Source organism: Arcicella sp., assembly GCF_964672035.1.
Genome location: NZ_CBABQS010000019.1, coordinates 1 through 13,838, shown reverse-complemented (window position 1 = coordinate 13,838; position 13,838 = coordinate 1). Strand labels below are relative to the sequence as shown.

Sequence of the window (13,838 nt, the reverse complement as noted above, 5' to 3'; positions counted from 1 at the left end):
CTCCAGCATCGGGAGTTGAAGTAAGATGTAAGATGCTTACACGGGTTTTTCCTCAACTCCCAACATCGTCAAGGCAGGATTTATGGTTCTGGGCGTAATCATAACTTTGAAAATTTTATTGCCTGCCAAACTAAATTCAGCCACAAATTTTCCTTTCTCCTTCAAACTCCGATAAACAGCCGTATAGTTAATTTTCGAGTCCCAACCATTAATTGCCAAAGCTGTTTTCAATTGGTCGAGGCATTTACTGAGGTTTGAAAAGTAATTAAAAATAGTTTCTTTTTGTCGGATGGTATTCAACGAACCAATCGGAATAACGGCTACTTCATAGATAATTTGTTGCTTCATAAAATTAATTGCAATTAAAATGAAAAATTATCTCACTATTTTTCAAACGTAAAACTTTTTATAAACGTTCGGCGTTTTAACATCATACGTATGGAATAAGACAAAAAAGCCCCGCTTACAAGCGAAGTTTTTTTGTTTTTTACTGATTCCTGATTCTGGAGAATTATGCTGACAAAACAGCGGTAAATTCTATTTCTACTAAATATTCTGGCGCTACCAATTTACTAATTTCATAAATCCCTGTGGTTGGTTTGATATCTTTAAAAAATGCTCCATGAGCCTTAGCGATGTTATCAAATTGGGTAATATCCGTCGTGAAAATTCTGGTTCTTACTACATCTTTTAGATTTGCTCCCGCTTCCTCCAACACTTTTGCAATGCGTTCGATAATATTATTTGTTTGGGCAAACGCATCATCCGCTTTCACGATTTCACCGTCCACAATGGCAACAGTGCCTGATACTTCAATAATATTCCCGATTCTGACGGCACGGCAATAACCCATTTTATCTTCCCAAGGTGAACCTGTGAGTATATTTTGTCTTGACATTTTTTAAATTGTTTAATTGAACTACAAATATAATGGACAAAAAAATCTAAAGGAATTCTAATATAATTATGTCGCAATAGCTCGATACTTCCTCGTATTTTTACCACATGACGATTCGTACAAAACTTACGCTCCTTTTTTCAAGCATTGTTTCTACTCTGCTATTGATTTTTTGTATGGTGATTTATCTCGAAAATGAGTTCAATCGGCAACAAGAATTTAAGGCACGTTTGCGTGAAGAAGCCCTAATATCGGCTGAAATTCTGTTTGGAAAAGAAGATATTAGTCCTGATTTATTGAAGTTATTGGATAAAAATCAAATGACCGTTTTGCCCCAAGAAGAAATTGTGGTGTATAATAGTCGAGATAAGTTGATTTATGAAAGTGGTACTGACTACTTGAAAGTTGAGCCGAATATTCTCAACCAAATTCGCCAAGAAAAAGAACTTTTATTCCAACAGGGTAATCATGAAGTATTGGGTTTGGTTTATAATAATGGAAAAGAAAATCTGCTCATAATTGCCTCTGCAAGGGACAAATACGGACTTAGTGAACAGGGAAATCTTGGATTTATACTCACCAGTGGGGGATTATTAATGATTTTAATTTTTTGTTTGACGGGATGGTTTTTTGCGGGAAGAGTACTCAAACCCATTCAAAATATTATTAAAAGCGTTGATAATATCAGTGCTTCACAATTAGATTCACGGCTTGATGAAGGCAATCAAACCGATGAAATTGCGCAACTTGCTCAACGATTTAATAAAATGCTCGACCGTCTGGAAAAGGCGTTTAGACTTCAACGTTCGTTTGTATCGCACGCATCGCACGAGCTACGGACACCGCTCACGGCTATTACTGGACAAATACAGGTTTCGTTATTGGCAAATGATAATCCGCAAGAATTGAAATTGATGATTCAATCTGTTTTGGAAGATGTTCAGCAACTTAATCGTCTGACAAACAATCTGTTGGATATGACCAGTATTGATTCGGATGATTCTCAAACTAATTTCAAAAAAGTCAATATTGCCGAAATAGCGTGGCAGGTTAGGGATATTCTGGTGAAGAAAAATGCTAATCATCAGGCAATTATTCAGTTGGATGATACATCTGATTTGCTACCCGAAATCAAAGGAAATGAAGCTTTATTGTACACTGCTTTTCTCAATTTGATGGAAAATGGCATTAAATTTTCGGGAAATCAATTAGTAAAAGTCAATTTTAAAATCAATGCCAAAGATGTGGTGATCAGTTTCCAAAATGGCGGTACAATCATTCCAAGTTACGAATTGAGTGGCATTTTTGAGTCTTTTCGACGTGGGACAAATGCTCGAAATACCAAAGGGCATGGCGTAGGATTGTCATTAACCCAAAAGATTGTTAACCTTCACAAAGGAAAAATATCGGTAAATTCTTCAGAAAACGAAGGAACTACGTTTACCATCGTACTTCCTAAATAGTAAATTAACATTCTAATTCAATTCTAATTCTGTGCTAATGTTGTGTTAAGTATGAGGTTGTAGTTTTGTTCAAGAAACAAAATCTCAAAACCATGGAAACGATAATTTTGTTAATGGAGTTACTCAACTCCAGCAACATTTCGCAAGAAGGGTATCCGCAAGACCCGGGATATAGCATCCATAACTATAAGCATCCTAATAAGGCAAAAGCCGCCGCCGCAAGGGATCCCAATCGGGGTATTAGGGTTTCATTTGGTGAAACCAGTCGAGACTATAAAAAACCTGCGATGAAAAATAGAGAAAATGTATTGCAGATTTTTAGACGAATAGATGAAAAAGATTATTTGAAAGTAAAAAATTATAAAATGCCTAATAACTAAGAAATTAGATTTGAATTATTTAGTGCTCTCCAAAACAATTGATGGAGATTATGAGATAAGGATGAATAAAATAAATCTTTTCTATGTTATCAAAATTATAAAAAAATAATTACCTTAAATTTATAGTACTCATGATTATTTCCAAAAAGATGTCGCCATTAGAATATGCCAAAATGATTTTAGAAAAGGTTAGCTTTGAGCCTAAAATCTTCAGAAAGGAATTAAGAAAAGCACTTAGAAGAGCTTCTAAACGTGACTTTAAACATTTAATGGATTGGTGTAGAGAGAAATTTAGCAGAAAAAGGTAGAATTTTCGCTATTATTTAACAAAAAGGAATGATGAATATCAAGAAAATTTTAGTGGTCGAAGATGAAACAAAGGTGGCAACCTTTATCAAAAAAGGACTTCAAACACAGTCTTTTGAGGCAGAAATTGCCAGTGATGGAGAGGAAGCTAAAAGGCTTTTTTCAACGCATAAATTTGACCTAATTATCTTGGATTTGAACCTCCCAGACATGAGCGGCTTGGACGTATGCAAATATGTACGTGCATACAACACCCAAATCCCAATTTTGATGCTAACGGCTTTGGGAACTGTGGCGGATAAACTGTCAGGATTTGAAGTCGGTACGGACGATTATATGGTTAAACCCTTTGATTTTATGGAACTTTTAGTCCGTATAAAAGCACTTTTGAAACGGACTGAAGCTGTTCAACAACCCATTGAAAAACTGCAAATAGCCGACTTGGAGCTGGATTTGAGTGAAAAAGTGGCTCGACGAGGAGGAAGTGTTTTTGATTTAACGGCTCGTGAATTTAATTTGTTGGAATATTTGATGCGAAATAATGGAAGGGTTGTCTCGAAGGTAGATATTGCCGAAAAAGTTTGGGATATTAATTTTGATACAGGTACCAATTTTGTGGAAGTTTATATTAATTATCTTCGCAATAAAGTCGATAAAAGCTTTCCTAATAAATTGATTCACACCGTTGTAGGAATGGGATACATGATGAAAAGTAAGTGAATTACCACCAATAATTCTTATCTTGTTTTTCAAAAATCTCCTTAAACTTGAAAGCAATCATTCTTTACTTCGTCACTGCCATTATTAGTTATATTACCACAATTCCGCCTGGCCCTTTGAGTATTTATGTCGTGGATACAACGCTTCAAAAAAATATCAAAATAGCCCTTTGGGTGGCTTTGGGTGGTATTTTGGGCGAAATGACTTATACTTATCTGGCCATAGAAGGCGTGATGATTTTTGATAAATACCCGAAAGTCGTTTATGTAATTCAATGGGCTATCATCGTTTTGCTCTTGGTGGTGGGAACTATTACTTTTTTTCAGAAAAAGACGAATATAGAATCAGAAAAAGTTTTGGTGAGAGGAAAATTATTTTCAGTTTTCAAAGGTATTTCACTTTCTGTGCTCACGCCAGCCTTATTCCCATTTTGGATAGTTGTTCTGTTGGAATATCAGAAATACGACTTCTTGAAAATTAACAGTATTTTTGATAAAGTATCTTTTGTGGCGGGAGCAGAAACAGGGACTTTTTTATTAATGTACACCTACGCATTTATCAGTAATAAAAAACGAAATTTAATCTTTAACTATTTGTCAGACGGTCGTTTAAAGAAATTAATGGGATGTCTTTATATTGGTTTGGCGATTTGGCAAATGGTGAATTTAATTTAGGAGTTTTGATGTTAGTAGGATAAACTTCAAATTTATCCTAATTTCTTCACGTCATGCACCGTAATTTCGCTACGAGTATAATCAATAATTCCTGCATTTTTCAACTCATTAAATAGAAGCGTAACCGTTTGGCGGGTGCTACAAATTAGTCCAGCAATATCGTTGTGGGTCAGATAATTTTTGATGGTAATATCCCTATCTTTTCCGCTTCCTTCTTTCATCGCCCAATCTTTCAAAAATAAAGAAAAGCGGGTTTTGACATCCTTGAACATCAAATTAGTGTAATTATTGGTAACTCGTTTAATTTTGAAACCCACTAATTTTGTGTAGCGAATGGCTAATTGCGGATTTCTTTTCAAAATTTCCTCAAAATCATTCATTTTAAAACTACAAATTACCACCTTTTCGGAAACGGCTACGGCAAATTCATCCTCATTCTCATTTACTTCATCAAAAGTATATTGCCCAAATAAATCGCCCGAGCGTAAGACTTCTTTCACCGTTTCGTTGCCTTCTTCATCTACTCGTACAATTTTGAGCGTTCCACTTTTAATGGTATAAAGTCGGTATTCGTCATCGTGCGAAAAATAGAGAATTTCGTTTTTCTTAACGGTCTTGAAACTTGGAATTAAGCATAAGGCACGGTTTTCTTCACGGCTCAAAACCGAGAATAATTGATGGTCGTGGAGGTACCAATATTTTGCGTCTTCTTGCATATTATGTTAAGAAATAAAATCGGGCTAAAATGTCACTTTTTCGGATGTAAGCTACTGTGATACAGCAAATTAACGTAATTAAAGCCAAGAAAAAAAGATATCCGCCATCGCCATTACTTTCAATTCCTAAAACCGTTAAATGTGCCACAATTGCCCCACCCATGGTAGCAATGCCTAAAATTGCCCCAATCCATGCTTTGCGTGGAATTAATAATAAGATGAACGTAACTAATTCCATGATGCCAGCAAAATATCTTCCGAACGGTTCAACGCCCAATTTAGTAAATATTGCTACACTTTCGGGTGCTGCTGTGAATTTAAAAAAAAGTGTTTGGGCCAAAATGATGGCTGCTACAATCTGGGCAGTCCAACTTACGTAAATTAATTTTTGAGTTTTCATTTTTTGATAATTTTCGACCAGTTTACATCAGCTTTTGCTTTCAAGGCATTTTCGTCAGCGTTCCAATCGGTTAATGTGTTGCTAAAAAAAGTGTGATAAAATAAATACAATTTTCCGTTTACAATCTTGAAAGTTTCAGGGTCAACTTCCACTTTTTCACCCTTCGAACCCATGGCGTATGCACACCAACCACCGTATTGAGGTTCATATTTGGTCGGATTCTTTTTGAAATTCTCCAAATTGCTGGCATTGACAAACTGATAATTTATGCCTTCGTACGTGTAGGACAATTCTTTTTTGCCTTTCTGCGCTTTTCCTGAAAAATACGCCGTCGGGTCATAACCACTACTAGCAGTTCCCTTTTCTAATAAAAATTCCTTTTTACGAATACTAATGTCCTGTGAAAAACCTTGAAAGGTTAATATCATCAAGACCGTGAGTTTTAGTAATGACTTCATTTTTTTATGGGTTCACGGTGAACAGTTTCGTTAATAATACTAAAATTGAATATTGATTTTGCCAAAACCGTTCACCCTTGACCGTTTACCGTGAACCGTTTTAACGATACAAAGTTGGCAGATTCCAAAATATAACATAGTCGGATAAATTACCAATTAAGTAATTTTATTCATTTTTTCATAAAAAAGTACAAGAGTCTCTTGACAATATAATATTTATTTTATAAATTCATTAAAAGAAAATCAAAAAACGTAATAAATACTATGACAGCTATCGAACGCATTGAACATTGGGGTGACTCGCATCACCCAGCTTGGCTCGACATTGTGAGAATCGGATTAGGGCTTTTACTGATTTATAAAGGAATGAGTTTTATCGGGGATACGTCACAATTATCAGCTTTGACGGAGGGATTGCATTTCAATGCCTTCTCGTATGTAGCCGTACATTACATCGCCTTTGCTCATTTAGTAGGAGGATTATTGATTTCGCTGGGTTGTCTAACTCGATTAGCATCGGCATTTCAAGCGCCAATTTTGTTTGTAGCGGTTTTTTTTACCAATATTAGAAATGGCTTTACCTTTGTTAATTCAGAACTTTGGTTGTCTTTGATTGTGTTTGTTTTGTTGGTGCTTTTTTGGATAATCGGTTCGGGAAAATTCTCGTTTGATGAATATATGAAAAATCATCCTGCTTATAAGATGAAGTGAATTTTCGGTTCACGGTGAACGGTCAACGGCTCACAGAAAGCATCAAAGAAAAAGGGCAAATAGAAAATTTCTATCTGCCCTTTTTAACTGACTTTTTCCATGAACCGTTCACCGTGAACCGTTTACCGAAAACTACACCTTGATTTCAACATCAACACCTGAAGGCAATTCTAATTTCATCAACGCATCAACTGTTTTAGGAGATGATGAGAAAATGTCGATTAGACGCTTGTAAGTACATAATTGGAACTGCTCACGAGCTTTTTTGTTAACGTGTGGAGAACGTAAAACTGTGAATTTCTCAACTTTCGTAGGTAAAGGAATTGGTCCTGAAACTACTGCACCCGTAGCGATTACCGCTTTAACGATTTTCTCAGCCGATTTGTCCACTAAAGTATGGTCAAATGACTTCAATTTAATTCTGATTTTTTGATTCATTGTGTTGGTACGTTAAATTTGAAAGCCAATTTCGAAAGTACCATAAACTTCGATTTTGGGACTGCAAAATTAATGGAAAGGTTTGATAATTAATAGTTTAACGATAAAATATTATAAACTTATTCAACAAGTACTATCGTTCAAAACAAATTTTCAATAAATAATCTTTATCTTGCATCTCTTTGAATAAACCAATCAAACTATGAAAAAGATTTCAATGCTCTTATTATTATTATCCAATTTGGCTTTCGCTCAAAAAAAGGCTGAAGTTAAAGATTGGGTGTCAATCTTCAATGGCAAAGACCTTGCGGGTTGGGCCATCAAAATTTCAGGACAACCCTTGAACGATAATTATAAAAATACCTTTCGGGTTGAAAACGGTATGATGAGAGTTATGTACGATAAATACCAAAATTTTGATGAAAAATACGGTCACATTTACTACAAAAAGCCCTATTCATATTATATCGTGCGCTTCAAATATCGCTTTAATGGCAATCAAACGCCTGGTGGAGCGGTGTGGAATAATCGAAATAGCGGTATTATGTTACATTCGCAATCTGCCCAAAGCCTTACTTTTGAACAAACTTTCCCAGTATCTTTAGAAATGCAATTGTTAGGCGGTTTAGACAAAGGCGAACGTCATACAGGAAATCTTTGCTCACCAGGCACACAAGCGTATATGCAAGGAAGCCTGCGACCAGCTCATTGTATAGATTCGGATTCAAAAACCTATGATGGCGACCAATGGGTTAGTGCCGAAGCGATTGTTTTGGGGGATTCAGTCGTGCATCAAATAATTAATGGAGATACCGTTTTGACTTACAATAAAACGCAAATTGGTGGAGGATTTGTGGGTGGACAACAAGATTGGGAAGTTGCCAAAATGGATAAAGCAACGATAGAAGAATGGAAGAAAAAAGCCGGAACTGCTTTGAAATCAGGCTATATTGCTCTCCAAGCCGAAAGCCATCCCATTGATTTTAAAAGTATTGAAGTCTTAAACTTAGAAGGTTGTACCGACCCTAAAGCCTTGAACTACAAATCGTATTTTATCAAAGCTAATAATTCAGCGTGTCGATATAAAAAGAAGAAGGTTTAACGGGATTTTCGTTAAACCTTCTTCTTTCAAAATAACAGTCTCCTGATATTTTTATTCAGGTCTTAGGCTTCTCTTCACTCGTTTGCCTAAAAGTACCGCTGTATCTTGTTCTTTAAAATAAACACTTCCTTCAATATAACCTGCAAAAGTATCTTTATAAGTATCGCCAATTGGTATTCTCAAAACTTTATCCAATACCACTTCATCTCCTTCAATGCCCGTTATTTTATCTTTGGCAATAATATACGAACGATGTACACGCATGAAACGGTCGATTGGTAAACGTTTTTCTAAATCTGAAAGCGTCAAATTTGTGGTAACTCGCTCACCATTGGTCGTGATAGAAGCGTAGGTTTTTTGTGCTTCGATATAAATAACGTCTTTGTATAAAACCTTATGGAATTTCCCTTTGGCATCCACCTTCACGAAAATGTATTCTTCTTTCGTAGGCATGGGTTCTGGTTCTGGTTCTTCAACGGGGGCATCAACTAAGGTCATTTCAAAAGGCATTTTACTTACAGCTTTCAAAAAACGTTGATACCCAAATGGTTTTACCAAATAATCCATTACGCCAAATTCAAAACTTTGTAAAGCGTATTCTTGATAACCAGTAGTCATGATAAATTTTACCTTTCCATCAAAAAGGCTTACCAAGTTTAACCCATTCATGCGAGGCATTTGAATGTCGGCAAAAACTAAATCTACATCACTATTAGACTGCAATATTCCAACAACTTCCATAGGATTTGTAGTGGCGGCTACCAAATTCAAAAACGGAGTATCTTTTATGTAGCTAATCATGATATCTAAGGCCGACTGTTCATCATCTACTGCAATAACATTAATCATTTTTATAAAAGTTTATAATTTATGGTAAAGGTTACTATGTAATCATCTTTTAAATCTTCGGATTCCAAGGTAAAACCGCCTTTTTTATAGACTGCATTTAACCGTTTAATAATATTTACAATGCCAAGACCCGTATTACCTTTTCCTGAAACATCGTTTGGATAAGGATTCTTTTGATTACTAACCATAAATGCAAAAAAATCATCAATCAAACTTACTCTTATAATTAAAGGATTATTCGCATCATCGACTAATCCATGTTTCAAAGCATTTTCTATTATCGTAATCAAAACCATCGGTACAATTCTGTGCGAATCCATATACCCTTCTTCATCGTAATCAATGTGAGCATTATGTTGATTACGTGCTTTAAACATTTTTAAATAACGTTTCACAAAGTCAAGTTCACCACTAATATCTACCGTATCTTCCTGCATTTTAGTGCTCGTAGCATATTGCATCATGGCTGAAAATTCTAAAATCATATCTCCCGCAATCTCTTTTGTGGAGGTGATAATTTTTCCATAAATTAGATTTAAGGTATTAAATAAAAAATGCGGATTTATTTGAGCTCTTAGGAAAGCCATCTCTGCTTGTGCTTTTTCCTTCGCTAAGATAGCATTTTTCTCTTTCTCTTCTGCAAGTTCCTTCTCTTTTTTTGCAATATCAATCTTCTGATTGGCAATTTCTCTTTGTTGATGAATTACTCTTTGGGAAAAATAATAGCCAATACCGAAAATTGTAAAATTACTGGCTTGCAAAATTGACTGTGTAATTACTTGACTAACAATAGGAACATCATTAGGCATAGTAATTCTTAAAAATTGGAAAATGTAAAATTCAAGTGAATAATAATATGCAAGATATAATAGAACAGAAAGGGCAAAAAATAAAATGAAAAGAAATGATTTTCTTAAAAAGAAGTATGTGGGGAAAATCCATAGAGCTAATACATAAAATAATGACATATCGCCTAACCTGTGAAGAATAGTTTGTCCTACAAAGGCTATTGAAACAGGAACATTATAAAAATATTTTACCAATGAAGTTAGATATGTAATATAAATTAGCCAAACAACAACATGAGTCCTTAATACTTTATTTGATAGAGTTATTTTGAGCATTTATTAGTCAATCAATTAAATTTTAAAAACGAATGATTTTAGTAAAGACAAGACTTGCTTCTGTTGGGATTGTGAAAAAGCAATTTAGGATAATATTTTAAAATCACCGCTGAAAGCGGTGCAAATTTGTATCATAAATAACAACAAAAAAACCGTAAATAACGAAAAACATGAAAAATTCAAACTTCAACTCAAAATTGTCAGTAAGTAAATCAGTAGTTTCAAAATTTAGTAATGAAAGAAGTTCTTTAATGACTGGTAGTATTTCTATGAGTGCTAATGTTATGACTGGTAGCATCAGTATGTAATAAATTCGCACCTTTGTTGGAATCATTCCCAATAACGAGAGTGACAATAATAGCACCAAGGTAATCGCAACAGTTAGGCTATTATCAGCAAACCACAAAAAAACTCCCTCTCATACATTTGTCAAGAACATAGTAAAAGAAGGAGCCTAAGGCAAAAGTAACAAGAATTTTTAGAAAGAAAAATGTACTGATGCTTTTAAGGCAAAAGATTTTGGCAATGCACCATCTGGAGCTTTATGATCAAGATACGTTAGGCGGTGAAATGCCTGAATTCTGAAAATCTTAAAGATATTATCAATCCCGTAACCGACTTCAACGAAAGGTATGTTGGGGTCGAGAGCTGAGAAATTATACCTTGGACGAAATTCATTTCCTCTTACTCGTGGATTGATTACTGGAACGGCTTCTTTCATCAAGTCAAGATTTGATTCTCGCTGACTTCCAAACAGAACGTTAGCCGATGCAATTAAACGCCATTTCAGTTGTCTAATTAATGGAATACGGTTAAAGAGCAAGCCCTCAAAGTTGTGATTATAGTTGAGTGATACAAATTTATCACTCACAAATTCAAAGAAGTGCATCGTATTAAAGGCGGCACGGTTATAAAAAAACGTTTGATTTCCTAAATGTGGAAACAAAAGTGGTGCAGGTAAATCAGAGGGAATATATCCTGCTTGTATCGTATAATCTGAACGCCCAAGATTTCCTAAGCGAAATGACTGATAAATTTTGGCCGTAAACTTATTATAATTGAAGTTACTACCCAGTACACCCTTCATGCCATGTTGATAGGCAAGCGTAACTACGGGAACACGCTTTGAACCAAGTGCTACTCGTTCGTTCCCATCCATAATGTATGTCTCTCCTTTAGCAAATCTTGCCTCAACAGTAATAAAACTATCATCGTAGCCATCAAGTGTGTGTGACTTAATGCCCAGATTTGGCTCTGTTCTGAATTGAAAGTTGAACAAGGGGTCGAAATTTCGACTCGTGAAAGCAACATTAAAGGAAATTCCTTTTGTCGGTTCAGTTTTTATAAATATTTCATTTTCTCGGCGATAAAAAGCTCCTGAGAAACTACCCCAACGGGTAAATGCGTAAAAGATTTTGTTATCCCCGATCAATTCAGGCGTTAAAGAAAGACGTTCAATGTCATAACTATGTTTAATACCAACCATAGTCCAATGACGACGTGAAAGTATATAATCTACTTCTCCACCGTACTTTAGCACTAAATCTTTTGTTCCGAAGCCTAACCAACCTTTAAATATCCATTTTTTATCGAAACCCGATAAGGTTTTGAATCCAAAGCGTGTACGTAAACCTTCCTCTGCATTAACGGCAAATAAATTGATGTACGGCCCAATGGCAAATTTGTTGAAACGCTTGTAACCACTGGCAATAATTTCGGCAACCTCAACATAGGTTTTTACAATGGGTACATTCCGAATAGTATCAATCAGTTTTTCTGCCAGAATATCTTGAGCAGATAATGATTCGTGACGGGCCTCCAACCAATATTTTGGGTCTTCTTCTTTTGAATCCTCGGCTACTTCGATTGGCAAATCATAAAAACTCAAATCTTTTGGATTGTTAATCACAAAGTTTTTGTTTGAAATGTACATTTTCAACAACATCCCCGCCGAATTCTTAGAAATCTCGGCAATATCAATCAAAAAACGAGTTTTAGAAGGCAACCATCCACCTTCAGAAGTCTGCTCTAATTCTTGAGAAATTTTGATTTTATCAATAAAGTTGATATTCGCTTTCTTGCCTACCGTTGCGTCTATCTGCACAAGGGCAAAAGAGGTGCTATCAATAAAGACTTTTCCAGTAAAAACTAAATCCTTATCATTTTTTGGGTCGAATTCCATTCCGTAACAGATATGACCATCAACATTAGTGGTATCTGCAATGTACCAAGAATACGTTCCCTTCCAGTTGTTGCCCACGGGAGAAATAATATCTTTGCCCAAAAATGGCACGTAGTTATCGTAGAAATTATAATTGGCAAAAATATTTCCTCCCACCAACTGCGAAACGAAACTGCCTTCTTTTACGCCTACACCTTTGATATTATTTTTCAAAACCATTTCTTTCTTACGTTCAGGAGATCCACGGTAATAAAATTTAGAAATCGTTTCGGAAATAAAAGTTGGAATCACGGCTTTTCCATCTTCTCCTGCAATTTTTTCAAACTTTTCAATGGCGCCTTGAATCTGTTTCATAATCTTCTTCTTCTTAAATTTTTCAGAAATATTATCCACATCCAATTCCATTTTTGAATATGAATCATATTCAAAAGCCGTCAAACGCTTACGGTCATTTTTATCTACATTTTCACGAAGTTTTCTCAGAATTTTGAACGCAGGATTTTCGCCAGAATAAACCACTACTTCATCCAATGATTTTGCCTCGCCTTGCAACTGAAAATCAATGGTTTGTGTAGCAGCATTCTTATCAAGAACTTTTATTTTTTTCTTGTAATTAACCGTACTGACAAAGATAGAATCTGCTTTATATTTGGTTTTGATAGTGTAAATACCTTCAAAATTGGTTTGAGTCCCAATGTTCATAGCACTTATCCCTTTTAAGCCGACGGTTGCAAAAGGAAGAGGATCTCCATTTTTAGCATCCGTGATTCGTCCTGTAATAATATATTGAGAAAAAATACTGTGATTAAAAAAAGCTAAAATACAGAAAATCAGTATTTTAATAAATTTTTGGTTAGTCATTACTTTGTGTATGAAGAGTTTAAGTAATCGAAATCTAATTTCAATATTTGTTTATCGAAATTAATTGATTTCGACAAATTTTCCAATTTCGTCTCTCTAATGGGACAACTTGTCAGTATTTTACCCCTAATGTTTTTAAGGTTTTTGACTAAATTTATTGGTATATTATGTTAATTCTTTAATTAAATACCAATAAAATTGCCCTTTAAAGATTTGAACTTTTATAGGAATTAAAATATATTAAGTTGTGAAAAGGTAATTATTGAGGATGAAATGCTTAAAAAAGTATATAAAGAGGAGAAAAGCTTAAAATTATTTAAAGTTTTTTTCCACGAATTTTCAAGTTAAATTCGTGGAAAAATGAGCGTATTTTTAACGGAAATATTTTTTTAAATTTATAGAAATATTTTACTCTACACTACTAAAATTTGATATTTGAATAATTGTATGTTTCGGATGATGAATCGGGTAAATATTTTAAAAATTGGGGTCAAATTTTGTTCAGTAAGTGCTGGTTTGCGGAAATTTTCAAAAATCATATTCATTCCTGCTCTGA

The 13,838-nt window shown here is 34.7% G+C and carries 16 protein-coding genes; 7 read left to right on the top strand and 9 right to left on the bottom strand.

What is annotated here, in order from left to right:
* Positions 1–36: 36 nt before the first annotated feature.
* Both AC1W31_RS07510 and AC1W31_RS07505 read right to left on the bottom strand, forming a co-directional pair.
* Positions 37–348, bottom strand: coding sequence for a hypothetical protein (locus tag AC1W31_RS07510; RefSeq protein WP_481733804.1), 312 nt, complete (start codon positions 346–348; stop codon positions 37–39).
* A gap of 163 nt (positions 349–511) precedes the next feature.
* A complete protein-coding gene (locus AC1W31_RS07505; RefSeq protein WP_481733803.1) occupies positions 512–898 on the bottom strand; it encodes a RidA family protein in 387 nt (128 codons plus the stop codon).
* Between the two features lie 107 nt (positions 899–1,005).
* Between AC1W31_RS07505 and AC1W31_RS07500 the strand changes: the two genes are divergently transcribed.
* The 5 genes from AC1W31_RS07500 to AC1W31_RS07480 all read left to right on the top strand — a co-directional run bounded on the left by AC1W31_RS07500 (position 1,006) and on the right by AC1W31_RS07480 (position 4,441).
* Positions 1,006–2,361: a HAMP domain-containing sensor histidine kinase gene (locus tag AC1W31_RS07500; protein ID WP_481733802.1), complete on the top strand. Its 1,356-nt coding sequence runs from the start codon at positions 1,006–1,008 to the stop codon at positions 2,359–2,361.
* A 92-nt stretch (positions 2,362–2,453) separates the two neighbouring features.
* A complete protein-coding gene (locus tag AC1W31_RS07495) occupies positions 2,454–2,741 on the top strand; it encodes a hypothetical protein (protein WP_481733801.1) in 288 nt (95 codons plus the stop codon).
* A gap of 149 nt (positions 2,742–2,890) precedes the next feature.
* Complete coding sequence (locus AC1W31_RS07490) at positions 2,891–3,049, top strand: hypothetical protein (RefSeq protein WP_481733800.1); 159 nt, start codon at positions 2,891–2,893, stop codon at positions 3,047–3,049.
* Positions 3,050–3,077: 28 nt separating this feature from the next.
* Positions 3,078–3,767, top strand: coding sequence for a response regulator transcription factor (locus tag AC1W31_RS07485; protein ID WP_481733799.1), 690 nt, complete (start codon positions 3,078–3,080; stop codon positions 3,765–3,767).
* Positions 3,768–3,814: 47 nt separating this feature from the next.
* The gene (locus tag AC1W31_RS07480) at positions 3,815–4,441 is read left to right on the top strand and encodes a LysE family translocator (protein ID WP_481733798.1); all 627 of its coding nucleotides are present in this window, start codon (positions 3,815–3,817) and stop codon (positions 4,439–4,441) included.
* Positions 4,442–4,473: 32 nt separating this feature from the next.
* Here the strand turns inward: AC1W31_RS07480 and AC1W31_RS07475 are convergent, their stop codons facing one another.
* The 3 genes from AC1W31_RS07475 to AC1W31_RS07465 are packed head-to-tail and all read right to left on the bottom strand — an operon-like array spanning position 4,474 to position 6,015.
* Entirely contained in the window at positions 4,474–5,157 is a 684-nt protein-coding gene (locus tag AC1W31_RS07475; protein ID WP_481733797.1) for a Crp/Fnr family transcriptional regulator, read from the bottom strand.
* Position 5,158: 1 nt separating this feature from the next.
* Complete coding sequence (locus AC1W31_RS07470; RefSeq protein ID WP_481733796.1) at positions 5,159–5,557, bottom strand: DoxX family protein; 399 nt, start codon at positions 5,555–5,557, stop codon at positions 5,159–5,161.
* A complete protein-coding gene (locus AC1W31_RS07465) occupies positions 5,554–6,015 on the bottom strand; it encodes a YHS domain-containing (seleno)protein (RefSeq protein ID WP_481733795.1) in 462 nt (153 codons plus the stop codon). The genes AC1W31_RS07470 and AC1W31_RS07465 overlap by 4 nt, the downstream gene beginning before the upstream one ends.
* 264 nt (positions 6,016–6,279) lie before the next feature.
* Here AC1W31_RS07465 and AC1W31_RS07460 point away from each other — a divergent pair, with 264 nt between their 5' ends.
* The gene (locus tag AC1W31_RS07460; RefSeq protein WP_481733794.1) at positions 6,280–6,726 is read left to right on the top strand and encodes a DoxX family protein; all 447 of its coding nucleotides are present in this window, start codon (positions 6,280–6,282) and stop codon (positions 6,724–6,726) included.
* 132 nt (positions 6,727–6,858) lie between these two features.
* Here the strand turns inward: AC1W31_RS07460 and rpsJ are convergent, their stop codons facing one another.
* Positions 6,859–7,164, bottom strand: coding sequence for a 30S ribosomal protein S10 (rpsJ, locus tag AC1W31_RS07455; RefSeq protein WP_481733793.1), 306 nt, complete (start codon positions 7,162–7,164; stop codon positions 6,859–6,861).
* Between the two features lie 202 nt (positions 7,165–7,366).
* Between rpsJ and AC1W31_RS07450 the strand changes: the two genes are divergently transcribed.
* A complete protein-coding gene (locus AC1W31_RS07450; RefSeq protein WP_481733792.1) occupies positions 7,367–8,266 on the top strand; it encodes a 3-keto-disaccharide hydrolase in 900 nt (299 codons plus the stop codon).
* A gap of 51 nt (positions 8,267–8,317) precedes the next feature.
* On the opposite strand, the gene AC1W31_RS07445 is transcribed toward AC1W31_RS07450, so the two are convergent.
* The 3 genes from AC1W31_RS07445 to AC1W31_RS07435 all read right to left on the bottom strand — a co-directional run bounded on the left by AC1W31_RS07445 (position 8,318) and on the right by AC1W31_RS07435 (position 13,282).
* On the bottom strand, positions 8,318–9,115 hold the full coding sequence (locus AC1W31_RS07445; protein ID WP_481733791.1) for a LytR/AlgR family response regulator transcription factor: 798 nt from the start codon (positions 9,113–9,115) through the stop codon (positions 8,318–8,320).
* A gap of 2 nt (positions 9,116–9,117) precedes the next feature.
* On the bottom strand, positions 9,118–10,239 hold the full coding sequence (locus tag AC1W31_RS07440; RefSeq protein ID WP_481733790.1) for a sensor histidine kinase: 1,122 nt from the start codon (positions 10,237–10,239) through the stop codon (positions 9,118–9,120).
* A 478-nt stretch (positions 10,240–10,717) separates the two neighbouring features.
* A complete protein-coding gene (locus AC1W31_RS07435; protein ID WP_481733789.1) occupies positions 10,718–13,282 on the bottom strand; it encodes a DUF5686 and carboxypeptidase-like regulatory domain-containing protein in 2,565 nt (854 codons plus the stop codon).
* Positions 13,283–13,838: the final 556 nt, after the last annotated feature.

Excerpts from the sequence above, each read along its gene's own strand:
- AC1W31_RS07485 (WP_481733799.1), top strand. The coding sequence starts at position 3,078 with ATGATGAATATCAAGAAAATTTTAGTGGTCGAAGATGAAACAAAGGTG.
- AC1W31_RS07450 (WP_481733792.1), top strand. The coding sequence starts at position 7,367 with ATGAAAAAGATTTCAATGCTCTTATTATTATTATCCAATTTGGCTTTC.
- AC1W31_RS07500 (WP_481733802.1), top strand. The coding sequence starts at position 1,006 with ATGACGATTCGTACAAAACTTACGCTCCTTTTTTCAAGCATTGTTTCT.
- AC1W31_RS07440 (WP_481733790.1), bottom strand. The coding sequence starts at position 10,239 with ATGCTCAAAATAACTCTATCAAATAAAGTATTAAGGACTCATGTTGTT.
- AC1W31_RS07460 (WP_481733794.1), top strand. The coding sequence starts at position 6,280 with ATGACAGCTATCGAACGCATTGAACATTGGGGTGACTCGCATCACCCA.
- AC1W31_RS07490 (WP_481733800.1), top strand. The coding sequence starts at position 2,891 with ATGTCGCCATTAGAATATGCCAAAATGATTTTAGAAAAGGTTAGCTTT.
- AC1W31_RS07470 (WP_481733796.1), bottom strand. The coding sequence starts at position 5,557 with ATGAAAACTCAAAAATTAATTTACGTAAGTTGGACTGCCCAGATTGTA.
- AC1W31_RS07465 (WP_481733795.1), bottom strand. The coding sequence starts at position 6,015 with ATGAAGTCATTACTAAAACTCACGGTCTTGATGATATTAACCTTTCAA.
- AC1W31_RS07445 (WP_481733791.1), bottom strand. The coding sequence starts at position 9,115 with ATGATTAATGTTATTGCAGTAGATGATGAACAGTCGGCCTTAGATATC.
- AC1W31_RS07495 (WP_481733801.1), top strand. The coding sequence starts at position 2,454 with ATGGAAACGATAATTTTGTTAATGGAGTTACTCAACTCCAGCAACATT.
- AC1W31_RS07435 (WP_481733789.1), bottom strand. The coding sequence starts at position 13,282 with ATGACTAACCAAAAATTTATTAAAATACTGATTTTCTGTATTTTAGCT.
- rpsJ (WP_481733793.1), bottom strand. The coding sequence starts at position 7,164 with ATGAATCAAAAAATCAGAATTAAATTGAAGTCATTTGACCATACTTTA.
- AC1W31_RS07475 (WP_481733797.1), bottom strand. The coding sequence starts at position 5,157 with ATGCAAGAAGACGCAAAATATTGGTACCTCCACGACCATCAATTATTC.
- AC1W31_RS07510 (WP_481733804.1), bottom strand. The coding sequence starts at position 348 with ATGAAGCAACAAATTATCTATGAAGTAGCCGTTATTCCGATTGGTTCG.
- AC1W31_RS07505 (WP_481733803.1), bottom strand. The coding sequence starts at position 898 with ATGTCAAGACAAAATATACTCACAGGTTCACCTTGGGAAGATAAAATG.